Annotated in this window: 11 protein-coding genes; 2 read left to right on the forward strand and 9 right to left on the reverse strand. The window is 60.4% G+C overall.

Translation table 11 applies throughout. The features are described from left to right. Positions 1–43: 43 nt before the first annotated feature. From bamA to rpsB, 9 genes are all read right to left on the reverse strand, one after another. Positions 44–2,380: an outer membrane protein assembly factor BamA gene (gene bamA, locus ACNA0J_RS05125; RefSeq protein WP_415817053.1), complete on the reverse strand. Its 2,337-nt coding sequence runs from the start codon at positions 2,378–2,380 to the stop codon at positions 44–46. Between the two features lie 54 nt (positions 2,381–2,434). Then, a complete protein-coding gene (rseP, locus tag ACNA0J_RS05130; RefSeq protein WP_415817055.1) occupies positions 2,435–3,766 on the reverse strand; it encodes an RIP metalloprotease RseP in 1,332 nt (443 codons plus the stop codon). A gap of 20 nt (positions 3,767–3,786) precedes the next feature. After that, complete coding sequence (locus ACNA0J_RS05135) at positions 3,787–4,986, reverse strand: 1-deoxy-D-xylulose-5-phosphate reductoisomerase (RefSeq protein ID WP_415817056.1); 1,200 nt, start codon at positions 4,984–4,986, stop codon at positions 3,787–3,789. After that, positions 4,983–5,840, reverse strand: a complete 858-nt coding sequence (locus ACNA0J_RS05140) for a phosphatidate cytidylyltransferase (protein ID WP_415817058.1) — start codon at positions 5,838–5,840, stop codon at positions 4,983–4,985. Before ACNA0J_RS05140 ends, ACNA0J_RS05135 begins: the two co-directional genes overlap by 4 nt. A gap of 17 nt (positions 5,841–5,857) precedes the next feature. Continuing rightward, positions 5,858–6,622 carry a polyprenyl diphosphate synthase gene (gene uppS / locus ACNA0J_RS05145; RefSeq protein ID WP_415817060.1) on the reverse strand — a complete coding sequence of 255 codons (765 nt, stop codon included), beginning with the start codon at positions 6,620–6,622 and terminating at the stop codon, positions 5,858–5,860. Between the two features lie 137 nt (positions 6,623–6,759). After that, positions 6,760–7,320: a ribosome recycling factor gene (gene frr / locus ACNA0J_RS05150; protein WP_415817062.1), complete on the reverse strand. Its 561-nt coding sequence runs from the start codon at positions 7,318–7,320 to the stop codon at positions 6,760–6,762. A gap of 15 nt (positions 7,321–7,335) precedes the next feature. Then, the gene (gene pyrH / locus ACNA0J_RS05155; RefSeq protein ID WP_094821240.1) at positions 7,336–8,052 is read right to left on the reverse strand and encodes a UMP kinase; all 717 of its coding nucleotides are present in this window, start codon (positions 8,050–8,052) and stop codon (positions 7,336–7,338) included. Positions 8,053–8,147: 95 nt separating this feature from the next. Continuing rightward, positions 8,148–9,026 carry a translation elongation factor Ts gene (tsf, locus tag ACNA0J_RS05160; protein WP_415817064.1) on the reverse strand — a complete coding sequence of 293 codons (879 nt, stop codon included), beginning with the start codon at positions 9,024–9,026 and terminating at the stop codon, positions 8,148–8,150. Between the two features lie 163 nt (positions 9,027–9,189). Next, a complete protein-coding gene (gene rpsB, locus ACNA0J_RS05165; RefSeq protein WP_415817066.1) occupies positions 9,190–9,939 on the reverse strand; it encodes a 30S ribosomal protein S2 in 750 nt (249 codons plus the stop codon). 395 nt (positions 9,940–10,334) lie between these two features. On the opposite strand from rpsB, the gene map reads away from it, so the two are divergent. Together map and ACNA0J_RS05175 are read left to right on the forward strand one after the other, a co-directional pair. Then, complete coding sequence (gene map / locus ACNA0J_RS05170; protein ID WP_415817068.1) at positions 10,335–11,156, forward strand: type I methionyl aminopeptidase; 822 nt, start codon at positions 10,335–10,337, stop codon at positions 11,154–11,156. A 141-nt stretch (positions 11,157–11,297) separates the two neighbouring features. After that, entirely contained in the window at positions 11,298–13,907 is a 2,610-nt protein-coding gene (locus ACNA0J_RS05175; RefSeq protein WP_415817070.1) for a [protein-PII] uridylyltransferase, read from the forward strand. The last annotated feature ends 142 nt before the right edge of the window (positions 13,908–14,049 follow it).

Raw genomic sequence — 14,049 nt, forward strand, 5'->3', positions numbered from 1 at the left:
TTGCTAGTGTGATTATGCGTAACCTATCCGGTCACGGCACTGTTTAGAAACCAGTACCAATCTGGAACTGGAACGATTGCAAATCGTCACCCGACTTGGAGTTGAGCGGACGGGCGTAAGACAACTGCAGCGGTCCCAGCGGCGACTGCCACGACAGGCCGATACCTGCCGAGAAACGCCAGCCGCAAGGATCATCCACCTCGCTGCCCGGCTCACCGCCCGTGCATCGCATCCCGCTGCCCGCCGAGACTTGGCCCGCATCAGCAAACAGGAACCAACGCAGCGTACGATCTTTGGAAGCGCCCGGGAAAGGCAGATACAACTGCGCATTACCGACGATACGACGCGCACCACCCAGGTAATCGCCTGTGAGCGAGTCACGTGGGCCCAGCGACGAACCGTCATAACCACGTACCGTGCCGATGCCGCCCGCGTAGACGTTCTTGATGACCGGGAAGTCCTTGCTGCCGTAGCTGAAGCCGTAATCCACCATACCGTTAAAGGCCAGCGTGTAACTACGGCCCAGCGGAACATAGTACTGCTGCTGAGCCGTCAGCATGTAGTACTGGAGATCCAGCGTGGATACGTCAGCCTTCAGGCGGGTGTACGAACCCTTGGTCGGGGCCAGCGCACTGTCACGCGTGTCCTTTGACCAGCCAGCGTTGAAAATCAGCGCATTCGTGCTATCGCCATACTGGTCAACGAAGTCGCGATAGGCCTGCGGCGAGTTGTCGTACAGATCGATCTGGTTATGCTCGAACGTGCCGCCCAGGAAGATCCGGTCATATTCCGAAATCGGCACGCCGAAGTTCATCCCCAGACCGAGCGCCTTCACCCGGTAATCCCCGTCGCCAGAGCCCGTCTCGTACGGCTCAGTCACACGGTAATAAGCCGACGTCGTACGGCTGATACCGTCTTTCGTGAAATACGGATCCGTGTGCGACAGCACGACGGCGCGGTTGCTCTTGCTGGTGTTGAATTGCAGCGTCAGGTTGGTACCGCTGCCGAACACGTTGTCTTCGCTGATCCCTGCCGACAGAATGGCTTTTTCAGACGAACCGTAACCTACACCGAGGTTGATCATCCCGGTGGGCTTTTCTTTGACGTCCACGTTGACGTCAACCTGGTCGGGCGAACCCGGGACCGGATCGGTCGAGACGTTGACCTCGTTGAAATAACCCAGACGGTCGATACGATCGCGCGAGATCTTCAAGTCGCCCGAGTCGTACCAGGCGGCCTCTTCTTGGCGCATTTCACGGCGCACGACCTCGTCACGAGTGCGGGTGTTACCGCCGATCTGGATCCGGCGCACGTAAACGCGGCGGCTGGGATCGACGTAGAACGTTACATCGGCCTCGTGTTTGGCACGATCCAGCGTGGGGTTCGGATTGACGTTGGCAAACGCGTAACCCAATTCGCCCAGATAATCCGTGATCGCCTTGGACGAATCATTTGCCTGGGCCGCCGAGAAGGTCTCGCCTTCTTTGACCTGCACCCGGCTCTTGATCTCCGAATCCAGGCCCAGGAGGTTGCCGGCCAGCTTCACGTTGCGCACCTTGTAAGGCTCGCCCTCGTGAATGGTGACCGTGATGTAGATGTCTTTGCGGTCGGGGGAAATCGTGACCTGCGGCGGCTCGACCGAGAACTCCAGGTAGCCCTGATCGAGGTAGAACGAACGCAGTGTCTCGATATCGCCTTCGAGTTTCTCGCGGGAATACTTGTCCGAATTGGTGTACCAGGTCAGCCAGCCGGGCGTCGACAACTGGAACAGATCCAGCAGGTCACCCTCGGAAAAGGCCTTGTTGCCCACCACGCTGATCTGGCGGATCTTGGCGACCTCACCTTCGAACACGTCAAAGCTCACGCCCACGCGATTACGCGGCAGCGGTGTCACGGTCGCAGTGACCTCGACGCCGTATTTGCCCTTGCTCAGATATTGTTCCTTGAGCTCGAACTCGGCACGTTCCAGCATCGACTGGTCAAATACCCGGCCCTCGCCAAAGCCCACCTGCATGAGCGACTTGGTAATGGCTTTGGAGTCGAACTCGCGCATGCCGTTGAAGGTCACCGAAGCGATCGTCGGACGCTCCTGTACGACCACAACGACCACATCGTTGTCCGTCTCGATTTTGACGTCACTGAAAAAGCCCGTGCCATACAGGCGCCGAATGGCTTCGGTCGCCTCGGCCTCGGTGAATTGCTGGCCGACTTTGACGGGCATATACCCGAACACGGTGCCCGCGTCCGTACGTTGAATGCCCTCTACGCGGATATCCCGCACGACAAAAGGTTCGAACGCATGGGCTAGCGCCGGCATGAGAAGCGCGGCAAGCAGGCCCGGCATCAAGCCCTTTTTGTGATGAAACATCCGAGAAAACATGTGCTTGGCTATCCTAGGTCGAGCAAATGGCGAAAGATTTTATTCTATTGTCTGTCACGTGAACAGGCGGGCGAAATCATTAAACAAGGCAAGCCCCATCAGCCCCGCCAATACGCCGATACCGGCGCGTTGCCCAATGTCTATCCATCGGTCGGGCGGAGGACTGCCTCGTACAATTTCGACGAGATAGTACAGCAGATGGCCGCCATCCAGCATAGGGATCGGCAACAAGTTCAACACGCCCAGGCTGATACTGATAAGTGCCAAGTAGGCAATATAGGCGGCAAACCCAATACGGGCGGTCTGTCCGGCGTAGTCCGCAATCGTGACGGGACCGCTGATATTGCGCCAGGAAACTTCGCCGATCACCATGCGGCCCATCATGCGCAAGGACAGCCAAGCCGTATCCCATGTGCGCACAGCCGCGTGACCAATGCTTGCAAACATACCGTAACGTACCGTCACCATGGGGAGGTCTCCCCCAAGCTGTACACCGATACGCCCGATGGTTTGGCCATCTACCGTTTCCGCCCGCGGCACCACGGTCACCGATCGCTCGCTCCCATCGCGAACCATGGTCAGCGCCAACGGTGCGCCTGCATGCCGCTGAATGAGCTGCACCAGCTGTGCGGTATCGGGATCGATCAAATCGCCCGCACGGATAATGCGATCACCATCGATCAAGCCGGCGCGCTCGCCTTCGCTGCCTGTGACCACGCCACGCACGATGGGCTTGGGCTGAGCCAGCCGCAGCCCGGCATCAGCCAATGGATCACCCTGCTGCGGGTCCATCCCACTGGCAGTCACCTGCAATACGCGGTGCTGCGTCGCCCCATCGGAGGTACGGACCTGTACTTGTGCCTGTCCGCCCGTGGACAGCACATCGATCAAGTGCCAACGCGCATCATTCCAGGACACAACCGGGCTGCCGTCGATGGCCACGATCTGATCACCGCCGTGAAACCCTGCCCGTCCGGCCGGTGTTTCTGCCGCAGGGGGCGCGATGATGGGTGCAGGTTCTTCGGTACCCGCGAGATTCAACCCGGCATACAGCGCCACGGCCAAAATCAGATTGAATACCGGCCCTGCCGCAACGATCGCGATACGCCGGCCCACCGGCTGAGTATTAAAAGACTGCGCGGCCTCTGCGCGAGTCGCTCCTGCTGGCGGGTCGTCTTGCATCTTGACGTACCCACCCAACGGAATCGCCGACAGCGCCCATTCGGTGCCATGCTTGTCCCGCCGGCGCAGCAGCACCCGGCCAAAGCCTATGGAAAACCGCAACACGCGCACCCCGCACAGCCTCGCCACCCAGTAATGACCCAGCTCGTGAAACGTGATCAGGATGCCCAGGGCGACGATGAAAGCAAGCAGGGTAAAAAGCATGTGTCGTTAGGGCGAAGAAATCAGGCCAAGCCGAGATTACCCGTGTAGGCTCGTGTTTCAGCATCGAGCGCCAGCACGTCGGCAAGATTATTGAGCGTAACAGAAGACCGCCGTTGCTGCCATTCCAGAGCCGCCGCAATCACCCTGGGGATCCAGGTATAACGCAAGCGCCCGGCCAGAAACGCCTCGACAGCGACTTCGTTGGCGGCGTTCAGCGCGATACAGGCCCCCTGCCCGCTGCGCAAAGCGTCAAATGCCAGCTTTAGGCACGGGAAACGCTCCAGATCGGGCGTTTCGAATTCCAGACGCCCGCATCGGGCCAGATCCAGCGGACTGACGCCGCTCGCGAGCCGATCTGGAAAGCCCAGGCCATAGGCAATGGGCGTACGCATATCAGGCTGTCCCAACTGCGCGAGGACGGAACCGTCGTCATACTCCACCATCGAATGCACGACGCTTTGCGGGTGTATCAGGACCTCGATACGATCCGCAGGCATGGCAAACAGCCAATGAGCCTCAATGACCTCGAGCCCTTTGTTCAGCATGGTGGCCGAATCGACCGAGATCTTGCGCCCCATGCTCCAGTTGGGATGCGCGCAGGCCTGATCGGGCGTGACGTCGTGCAGATCCTCGGGGTCCTGGCGCCGGAACGGCCCGCCCGACGCCGTCAACAGCAAGCGCCGTACGCCGCGCGCCGGCTCGGTAGGCGCACCGGCGTGTTGCCCTTGGGGCATACATTGAAAAATAGCGTTGTGTTCGCTATCGATCGGCAGCAGTTCGGCGCCGTTCTCGCGGACTGCCTGCATGAACAGGCCGCCTGCCGCCACCAGGGCCTCTTTATTGGCCAATAAGATCCGTTTACCTGCCCGGGCCGCAGCCAACGCCGACGGCAGGCCTGCCGCTCCGACGATGGCAGCCATCACGGTATCGCATTCGGCGTCTGCGGCGGTATCCGCCAGGGCCTGGGCCCCTACCCGGATGTCCGGAGCGGATTGTCCGGCCGGCCACGCGGCCAAAAAGCGGCGGCGTGCCGCGTCGTCCGGCACGACGACCACAGCCGCCCGGCTCGCCAAGGCCTGCTGGGCCAGACGTTCCATACGGCTGTGCGCAGACAAGGCATAAACCGCCAACCGGTCAGGGTGACGGGCAATCACATCCAACGTGCTTTCGCCGATAGATCCCGTAGCGCCGAGAACGGCAACGCGTTGAAAACGGCTCAAGACAACACTCCAGACAGCAATAACGCAAACGGCGCCACCGGCAGGATCGCATCGATGCGGTCGTAGACACCGCCGTGACCTGGCAACAGGCCACTGGAATCCTTACGACCGGCACGGCGCTTGAGCAAGGACTCAAACAGATCGCCCACAATGGAGATTGCGCCCAATAACACAGCGGCAAGCAAAGCCAGCGGCAAAGACAAACGCTCGATCAGCGCCTGGCCGAAGCTGCCATCCCAAAAACTCGAGATCCAGACCCAGATGACGGCGCCCGTGACGCCGGCCACCGCGCCGGCAATCGTTTTTCCGGGACTGACCTTAGGAGCCAGTTTACGCTTGCCGAACGCCCGGCCGGCAAAATAGGCAGCAATGTCGGCGACCCAGACGAGCGCCAGCAAGGACACGACAAACCAGGCGCCGCGCGTCATGAAGGTCAATGCCAACACCGACCATGCTGCGAAAACGGCCGGCACGCTGAATATCGACCACGGCACACTGGCAGGCGGCGCATCGGATCGCCCGCGCACCACAGCAGCCGTCGCACCCACCAGCCATATCAGTGCCACAACAGGCACCAGGCCCCGAACGACCGCCGCCTGCAGCGCGCCACTATCAGGCGTGCCGTATAGCCAAGCCCAGCTTGCGTATAGCATCACGGCCAGCAACCCCACCGCTATCCCAACGCTCAATACGCTAGACGAGGCTGACGCGATGGTCAGCCGCAGCCATTCCCAGCATGCGCAGGCCGCCCCTATCGCCAGCAACACCATGAACCACCAGGGGTTTGCCACAGACAGCGTCAGGGCCAGCACGGCCAGCAACACGACGGCGGTGATAACGCGTTGAACGAGCATAGAAATCTCCGGTGATCTCAGCGCGCCGCATCATTGCGCAACTGTTCGCTGGTACGGCCAAAACGGCGTTCGCGGGTGCGGTACCACTCGAAAGCCGCCTCGAGTTCGTCCGCCCCGAAATCCGGCCAGTAATGATCAGTGAAGTACAGCTCGGTATACGCCAGTTGCCAAATCAGAAAATTGGAAATGCGTTGCTCACCGCCAGTGCGGATGAACAAATCGGGCTCTGGCGCCCACGACATGGACAAGTGGCTGCTCAGATGCGCTTCGTCGATGCGCTGCGGATCATTGGCCAATTCAGGGTGTTGGGCAAGCATGGCGCGCGTTGCCTGCAGTACGTCCCAGCGCCCGCCGTAATTGGCGGCCACGGTCAGATGCAGACGATCATTATGCGCCGTGCGAGCCTGCGCATCGGCGATCAACGACTGCAACCGCGGCTCGAAATGCGACAGATCTCCGACCACGTGCAGACGCACTCCCTGATCATTGAGCTTGTCGACTTCGCGCTCCAATGCCTGCACAAACAGACGCATCAACAGGGAGACCTCTTCGACAGGACGTCTCCAGTTTTCAGAGCTGAAGGCAAACAATGTCAGATAACGCACCCCGCGTCGCCCACACGCCTCGACCACGCGCCGTACGGCTTGCACGCCCTTGGCGTGCCCGGCGGTACGCGGTAAATGCCGGCGCGTCGCCCAGCGGCCGTTGCCATCCATGATGATGGCGACGTGCTGCGGAACTGCCTGCGTGGCGGGAATCGCCTGGGTGGAACTGATTGCCATGTAGGAAACGAGTCAGGCCTCCGGGGCCTTGTCTGAGCTGAAAATCAAAAAAATCACGCCGCTACACCAGCACCGTGCCGGCCATGCAGCAGCGGTACGGCGCAAGCGGCGCGCGTGCGAACAATATCTTGACCCGATTATACGGTCATGATCTCCGCTTCTTTGGTGGTGACCATTTTGTCGATCTCGGTCACGCTTCGATCGGTCAGCTTTTGCACGTCGTCTTGGGCGCGGCGCTCGTCGTCCTCAGAGATTTCCTTGTCCTTGACGAGCTTCTTGAGCGACTCGTTCGCCTCGCGGCGCAAGTTACGCACGGCGATCTTGGCGTCCTCGCCCTCGCTCTTGACCACTTTGGTCAGATCACGGCGGCGTTCCTCGGTCAATGCCGGCATCGGAACACGGATGGTGTCGCCCATCGAGATGGGGTTCAGGCCCAGATCGGATTCACGGATGGCCTTTTCGATCACCGCAGCCATGGGCTTTTCGTAAGGCTGCACGCTGATGGTACGCGCGTCGACCAGATTCACGTTGGCCACCTGGCTGACGGGCACCGGCGAACCGTAATATTCAACCTGAACGTGGTCCAGGATACCCGTGTGGGCACGGCCCGTACGGATCTTGGACAAGTTGACTTTCAGCGTTTCCAGCGACTTGGCCATGCGGGATTCGGCCGATTTGCGGACTTCTGCGACGCTCATGAAAATATCCTTTGCTTAAACGTGTACCAACGTGCCTTCGTCTTCGCCGCTGACGACACGCTTGAGTGCGCCGGACTTATTGATCGAAAACACTTTCAGGGGCAGCTTCTGGTCGCGGCAAAGCGCGAACGCCGTCGCATCCATGACTTCGAGGCGGCGCACAATGGCCTCGTCGAAGCTGATGCGGGTGTAACGCGTCGCCGTGGGGTCTTTGTTGGGGTCAGCGCTGTAGATGCCGTCGACCTTGGTAGCCTTCAGCACGATTTCAGCGCCGATTTCAGCGCCGCGCAACGCGGCAGCCGTATCGGTCGTGAAGAACGGATTGCCCGTACCCGCCGCAAAAATCACGACTTTGCCCTCTTCGAGGTAGCGCAGGGCCTTGGGGCGGATGTAGGGTTCGACGACCTGATCGATATTCAGGGCCGACTGCACGCGGGCGTCGACGCCTTTGTTTTTCAGCGCGTCCTGGAGGGCAAGCGCGTTCATGATGGTCGCCATCATGCCCATGTAGTCGGCCGTGGCGCGATCCATGCCCTGGGCGCCGGGTGCGACGCCACGGAAAATATTGCCACCGCCAATAACGATGGCCAGTTCGACGCCTAGCGCCGAGACTTCTGCAATTTCATCGGTCATGCGCACGATGGTGCTGCGATTGATGCCAAAAGCATCATCGCCCATCAGCGCCTCGCCGGAAAGTTTGAGAAGAACCCGTTTGTATGATCTGCTGCTCATAGGTGATGTCCCAGGGAACAATCCGACGAAAGTGTAAGACAAGAAATAGGGCCGGACTAGATGTTTATCTAGCCGGCCCCGGGTACTACGACTACTTAGGCGCGGCCAGCGGCGGCGGCGGCGACTTCAGCGGCGAAGTCGCTGGTCTTTTTCTCGATGCCCTCGCCTACGACAAACAGCACGAATTGGCTGATCGAGGCGCTCTTTTCCTTGAGCATCTGTTCAACCGATTGCTTGTCGTTCTTGACGAAGGGCTGCGACAGCAGCGTAACTTCTTTCAGGAACTTCTGCACCGACCCTTCGACCATCTTGGCGACGATTTCGGCAGGCTTGCCGGACTCGGCGGCCTTTTGTTCGGCAACCGAACGCTCGGCGGCGATGTCAGCAGCAGCAACGCCGTCGGCGTTCAGCGCCTTGGGCTTGGTCGCAGCGATGTGCATGGCCAGGTCTTTACCGATTTCTTCGGTACCCGTGTATTCGACCAGCACGCCGATCCGGCCACCGTGCACGTAGCTAGCCAGCGCGTTGGGCGTTTCGATGCGCTGGAAGCGGCGCACGGAAATGTTTTCGCCGATCTTGCCGACCAGGGCGGTACGGGTGGTGTCAACGGTACCTTCGCCCAGGGGCAGCGCCGACAAGGCGGCCACATCGGCGGGATTCTGGGTGGTGACCAGCTCGGCCAGCTTGTTCACAAAAGCGACGAAGTCGTCGTTCTTGGCAACGAAGTCGGTTTCGCAGTTGACTTCGATGACAGCGCCTTGCTTGGCGTCAGCCGAGATGAACAGGCCGATCAGGCCTTCGGCCGTCACGCGGGCGGCAGCCTTGCTGGCCTTGTTGCCCAGCTTGACGCGCAGGATTTCTTCGGCACGAGCCAGATCGCCTTCGGCTTCGGTCAGGGCCTTTTTGCACTCCATCATGGGCGCGTCGGTTTTCTCACGCAGTTCCTTGACGAGGGCGGCGGTAATTTCAGCCATGATTGCTCCAATTTCGCTAAGACATGCCCCGGCGCAACCGGGGCATATGGTTTGATTCGACAAGACGCCCGCTTTCAGCGGGCATGAGACGGGAGCCCGTCTCGAGACATCCGATGGCGGTTGTAACAGACCCGGCTGTCACAAACCACCACCGGATCAGGCATTAGGCCTGGTTGTCCTGCACTTCGACGAACTCTTCCGAACCTTCGCCGGCTTCTTCGACGATACCGTTCAGGTTTTGCTCGCGGCCCTCGAGGACGGCGTCAGCGATACCCTTGGCGTACAGCGCGATGGCCTTGGCCGAGTCATCGTTGCCGGGGATGATGTAGTCCACGCCGTCGGGCGAGTGGTTGGTATCAACCACGGCCACCACGGGGATACCCAGCGTGCGGGCTTCGGCGATGGCGATCTTGTGGTAGCCAACGTCGATCACGAACAGTGCGTCGGGCAGACCGTTCATGTCCTTGATGCCGCCGATGGACTTGTTCAGCTTGTCCAGTTCGCGTTGGAACAGCAGGCCTTCTTTCTTGATCATGCGCTCGGCGCCGCCTTCGGCGACGACGGTTTCCATGTCCTTCAGGCGCTTGACCGAGGTCTTGACCGTCTTGAAGTTGGTCAGCATGCCGCCCAACCAGCGAGCGTCAACGAAGGGCATGCCGCAACGGGCGGCTTCGGTAGCGACCAGTTCGCGAGCGGCGCGCTTGGTGCCGACGAACAAGATGTTGCCGCCACGGGCAGCCAGTTGTTTCACGAACTTGGTGGCTTCCTGGTACTTCACCACGGTCTGTTCGAGGTTGATGATGTGAATCTTGTTACGGTGACCGAAGATGTACGGGGCCATCTTGGGGTTCCAGTAACGGGTCTGGTGACCAAAGTGGACACCGGCTTCCAGCATTTCGCGCATGAGGGACATAATGTTCTCCGAGGGTTGGTTCTTGCGTTACGCCTGTACCGGCTCGTGCATGGCACGGCTAGCACCCTGGGTGGCATAACGCGCGATTTTTCGATGGCCACCTGGCCACCAAAATGGTCTAGCCCTGAACCCGGCCGGCCGATCACCACAGAAAAACACCCGCTATGGAGAACAAACCCAGACGACCGTAGCAGCATAGGGCCTACAATGCATTCACAGTAGACCCGGGCCACCGGCAATGCCTAGAAGGAACCCTCGCGATCAAAAGGCTTCTACGCATAGAAGCGCCGCGATCAGCGGTCGGTTAACCCAAACATTGCCCCCGGTTTTCAGGCAAGCCTATAATTCTACTATCTTTCTATCCACTTACTCAAGCCAAAGACACTTCGCCATACATGGGACTCGTTACCAACCCCGCCGATCTGGACAAAATGCGCGCCGCCTGCCAGGACGCCGCCAAAATCCTCGATTTCATTACCCCTCACGTCAAACCAGGTGTCACCACGGGTGAGCTGGACCGCCTGTGCCTGGAATACCTGACTGACGAGCTCAAGGTGAAATCGGCGACGGTGGGCTACGCGCCTCCGGGATATCCGCCCTTTCCCGGCGCGATCTGTACGTCGGTCAACCACCAGATCTGCCACGGCATCCCCGGCGACAAAGTCCTGAAAAATGGCGATTCGCTCAATATCGACGTCACCATCATCAAAGATGGCTGGTTCGGCGATACCAGCCGCATGTATCACGTCGGCGAGCCCAGCATCCAGTCTCGCCGCCTGGCCGAAGTGACCTTTGAGTGCATGTGGAAAGGCATCCAGCAGGTGCGCAATGGCGCCACGCTGGGCGATATTGGCCACGCCATTCAAAAACATGCTGAATCCAACGGCTATTCCGTGGTGCGCGAATACTGCGGACACGGTGTCGGCCGCCGCTTTCACGAAGATCCCCAGGTCCTGCACTATGGCAAGCCCGGTACGGGCGTGCCGTTGGTGACCGGGATGATTTTCACGATCGAACCCATGATCAACGCCGGACGGCGCGAGATTCGCCAATTGTCCGATGGCTGGACGGTCGTTACCCGCGATCACAGTCTGTCGGCACAATGGGAACATACCATTCTGGTCACGGACACCGGCTACGAAGTCCTGACGCTGTCGGCCGGCGTGCGCCAGCCGCCCGACTTCATCGCCGACCGGCTCGTATTGCCGGCTGCCTGATCGCAGGCGTGCATGGCACGATAGGGCGCCGTCCGCGCGCCCTGACGACCAGCCTGGCATCAGATGTCAGCCAGACGCCGGGCTGAATGAGCGTCTGGCGACATTGCGTTTTGTTATGTACACCTACAGGGCAGGTCTGCCATGAACGCCACCCCAACCAGGCTATCCGATCTGCGCGAACGCCTCCAGGCTGCCCGCCGTGCCGCTATTGCGCAGTTTCGCCAGCATCGACGGCCCGATACGCTCCTGACCGATCTGCGGCGCCTTGTCGATCAGGCGCTGCGCGACTTACTCAAGCTGCATCCTCTGCCTGCTGGCGCCACATTGGCGGCCGTCGGCGGCTATGGCCGTGGCGAGCTCTATCCCCACTCTGACGTCGACCTGCTGATCCTGTTGCACCATGCGCCCTCGCCTACCGATGCCGAGGCCATTCAGGCGCTGGTTGCCGCACTCTGGGATCTAGGGCTCGAGCCAGGGCACAGCGTGCGCACCCTCGAGGACTGCGTCCGCGAAGCCGATGCCGACATCACTGTCCAAACCTCCCTACTCGAATCGCGTTGGCTGGCCGGCAGCCGCTCGCTCATGAAACAGTTCGAGGCCACCATCCAACAGCAGATGGACGCGCCGGCCTTTTTCCAGGCTAAACGCGTGGAAATGCAGCAGCGTCATGCTCGCTATCAAGACACCCCGTACGCACTGGAACCCAATTGCAAGGAATCTCCGGGCGGGCTGCGCGACCTGCAAGTGATCTTGTGGATGGCTCGCGCGGCGGGCTTTGGCGGCACCTGGAAAGCCGTCGCACAGGCGGGATTATTGACGCCCTCCGAGGCACGCGATTTGCGCCGCGCCGAGCAGGCTTTCAAACGCCTGCGGATTGAATTGCATCTGCTGACAGGCCGTCGCGAGGACCGGCTGCTGTTTGACCTGCAGCCCGGGCTGGCGGAGGTCTATGGCATACAGGCCACGGCCACACGCCGCAGCAGCGAAATATTGATGCAGCGCTATTATTGGGCTGCACGCCTGGTGACGCAGTTAAACGCGATCCTGGTGCCCAGCATCGAGGAGCGCCTCTACCCTCGTCCCGACACCGACGCACGCGACATCGACGAAGATTTTCGCAACGTGCGCAACCGTCTGGACATCGTGCGTGACGACGGATTCGAACGCAAACCGACACTGTTGCTGCGCGCATTCCTATTGATGCAGCAGCACACTGAGTTGACCGGCATGTCGCCGCGCACCCTGCGCGCCATCTGGCACTCGCGCGACCGCATCGATGCACAGTTCCGGCGCAACCCGGTCAACCGCAAACTGTTCCTGCAAATCCTGCAACAGCCGCGCGGCATTGTGCACGAACTGCGGCGCATGACGATGCTGAACATTTTGCCGCGCTACCTGCCGGTATTTCGGCGCATTGTGGGGCAAATGCAGCACGACTTGTTCCATGTCTATACCGTCGATCAACACACCCTCGCCGTCGTGCGCAATGTTCGTCGCTTCACCATGCCCGAGCATGCCCAGGAGTACCCCTTGGCCAGCCAGTTGATCGCGAACCTCGAACGCCATTGGCTGCTGTATGTCGCGGCATTGTTTCACGACATCGCCAAAGGCCGCGGCGGTGATCACTCGGAACTGGGCGCGCGCGAAGTGCGCCGTTTCGCTCACGATCATGGCCTGGATCCCGAGGATGCAGAGTTGGTAGAGTTTCTCGTGCGCCAGCATCTGCTGATGTCTGCCGTGGCGCAAAAACGCGATCTCTCCGACCCTGCCGTGATCGCCGATTTTGCCGCCACCGTACGCGATGAACGGCATCTGACCGCACTGTATTTGCTGACGGTGGCCGATATCCGCGGCACCAGCCCCAAAGTCTGGAATGCCTGGAAAGGCAAGCTCCTGGAGGACCTCTATCGCCTGACCTTAGCGGCGCTGGGGGGATCGCCTGCCGACACGCACACCGTATTGACCGAACGCAAAGAAGAAGCTGCACGCTTGACGCGTTTGGCAGGTCTGCGAGACGACGCCCGCGAAGCATTCTGGAATCAGTTGGACGTGGCATATTTCCTGCGCCACGACGCGTCTGATATCGCATGGCACACACGCCATTTGTACTATCAAGTCGCACCCGATGGCCCGGTCGTACGTGCCCGCCCCACCGAGCACAGCGAAGGACTGCAGATCATGGTGTACACGCGAGATGTCGCAGAGCTGGTGGTTGCGATTTGCGGATACTTTGACGCCAAGGCGCTGAGCATTCAAGATGCCCGCATTCACACTACGCGGCACGGCTGGGCATTGGACAGTTTCATCGTGCTGCCGCCGGAGGGCACGTCGGATCTGCGTGCGCAGGCGACGTTGATTGAACACGAACTGACGCAGCGTTTGCGCCAGTTGCAGGATGGCACGAGCGCTTCGACCACATACCAGGTGGCTGCGCAACGGCGTCAATCCCGCATTTCGAAGGCCTTTCCAGTGCTGCCTCAGGCTGAATTGCAGCCCGATGAACGTAGCCAATCATGGCGTTTGTCTGTGACGGCGACGGATCGCCCCGGGTTGTTGCATGCGTTGACGCGGGTGTTTTCCAAGCACAAGGTCGAGGTCAGTATGGCGAAGATCATGACGCTTGGCGATCGTGTCGAAGACGTATTCATTCTCACGGGATCGACGCTGGAGAAGCCGCGTAGTCAGATGCAGTTTGAGCGGGCGGTGTTGGATGCGCTAGCCGGGGATGAAGAGCAAAAGCGGGCGGCTTGAGGGGTTATGTCGGTGTTTGTGTTGTTGTGAGCGTTGTTGGTTCTTTTGACGCTGGCGGCCGGGGTGCGAAGGCGATGCTGGCCTAATCGCAACGGCTCGGCGCAAGACCAGGCGCCGAGGTCCCCTTCGGGGACTGCCCGCC

Origin of the sequence: Bordetella tumbae (assembly GCF_965139195.1) — a bacterium.
GTDB classification, from domain to species: domain Bacteria; phylum Pseudomonadota; class Gammaproteobacteria; order Burkholderiales; family Burkholderiaceae_B; genus Bordetella_A; species Bordetella_A tumbae.

Excerpts from the sequence above, each read along its gene's own strand:
- bamA (WP_415817053.1), bottom strand. The coding sequence starts at position 2,380 with ATGTTTTCTCGGATGTTTCATCACAAAAAGGGCTTGATGCCGGGCCTG.
- rseP (WP_415817055.1), bottom strand. The coding sequence starts at position 3,766 with ATGCTTTTTACCCTGCTTGCTTTCATCGTCGCCCTGGGCATCCTGATC.
- ACNA0J_RS05140 (WP_415817058.1), bottom strand. The coding sequence starts at position 5,840 with ATGCTCGTTCAACGCGTTATCACCGCCGTCGTGTTGCTGGCCGTGCTG.
- uppS (WP_415817060.1), bottom strand. The coding sequence starts at position 6,622 with ATGGCAATCAGTTCCACCCAGGCGATTCCCGCCACGCAGGCAGTTCCG.
- frr (WP_415817062.1), bottom strand. The coding sequence starts at position 7,320 with ATGAGCGTCGCAGAAGTCCGCAAATCGGCCGAATCCCGCATGGCCAAG.
- pyrH (WP_094821240.1), bottom strand. The coding sequence starts at position 8,052 with ATGAGCAGCAGATCATACAAACGGGTTCTTCTCAAACTTTCCGGCGAG.
- tsf (WP_415817064.1), bottom strand. The coding sequence starts at position 9,026 with ATGGCTGAAATTACCGCCGCCCTCGTCAAGGAACTGCGTGAGAAAACC.
- rpsB (WP_415817066.1), bottom strand. The coding sequence starts at position 9,939 with ATGTCCCTCATGCGCGAAATGCTGGAAGCCGGTGTCCACTTTGGTCAC.
- map (WP_415817068.1), top strand. The coding sequence starts at position 10,335 with ATGGGACTCGTTACCAACCCCGCCGATCTGGACAAAATGCGCGCCGCC.
- ACNA0J_RS05175 (WP_415817070.1), top strand. The coding sequence starts at position 11,298 with ATGAACGCCACCCCAACCAGGCTATCCGATCTGCGCGAACGCCTCCAG.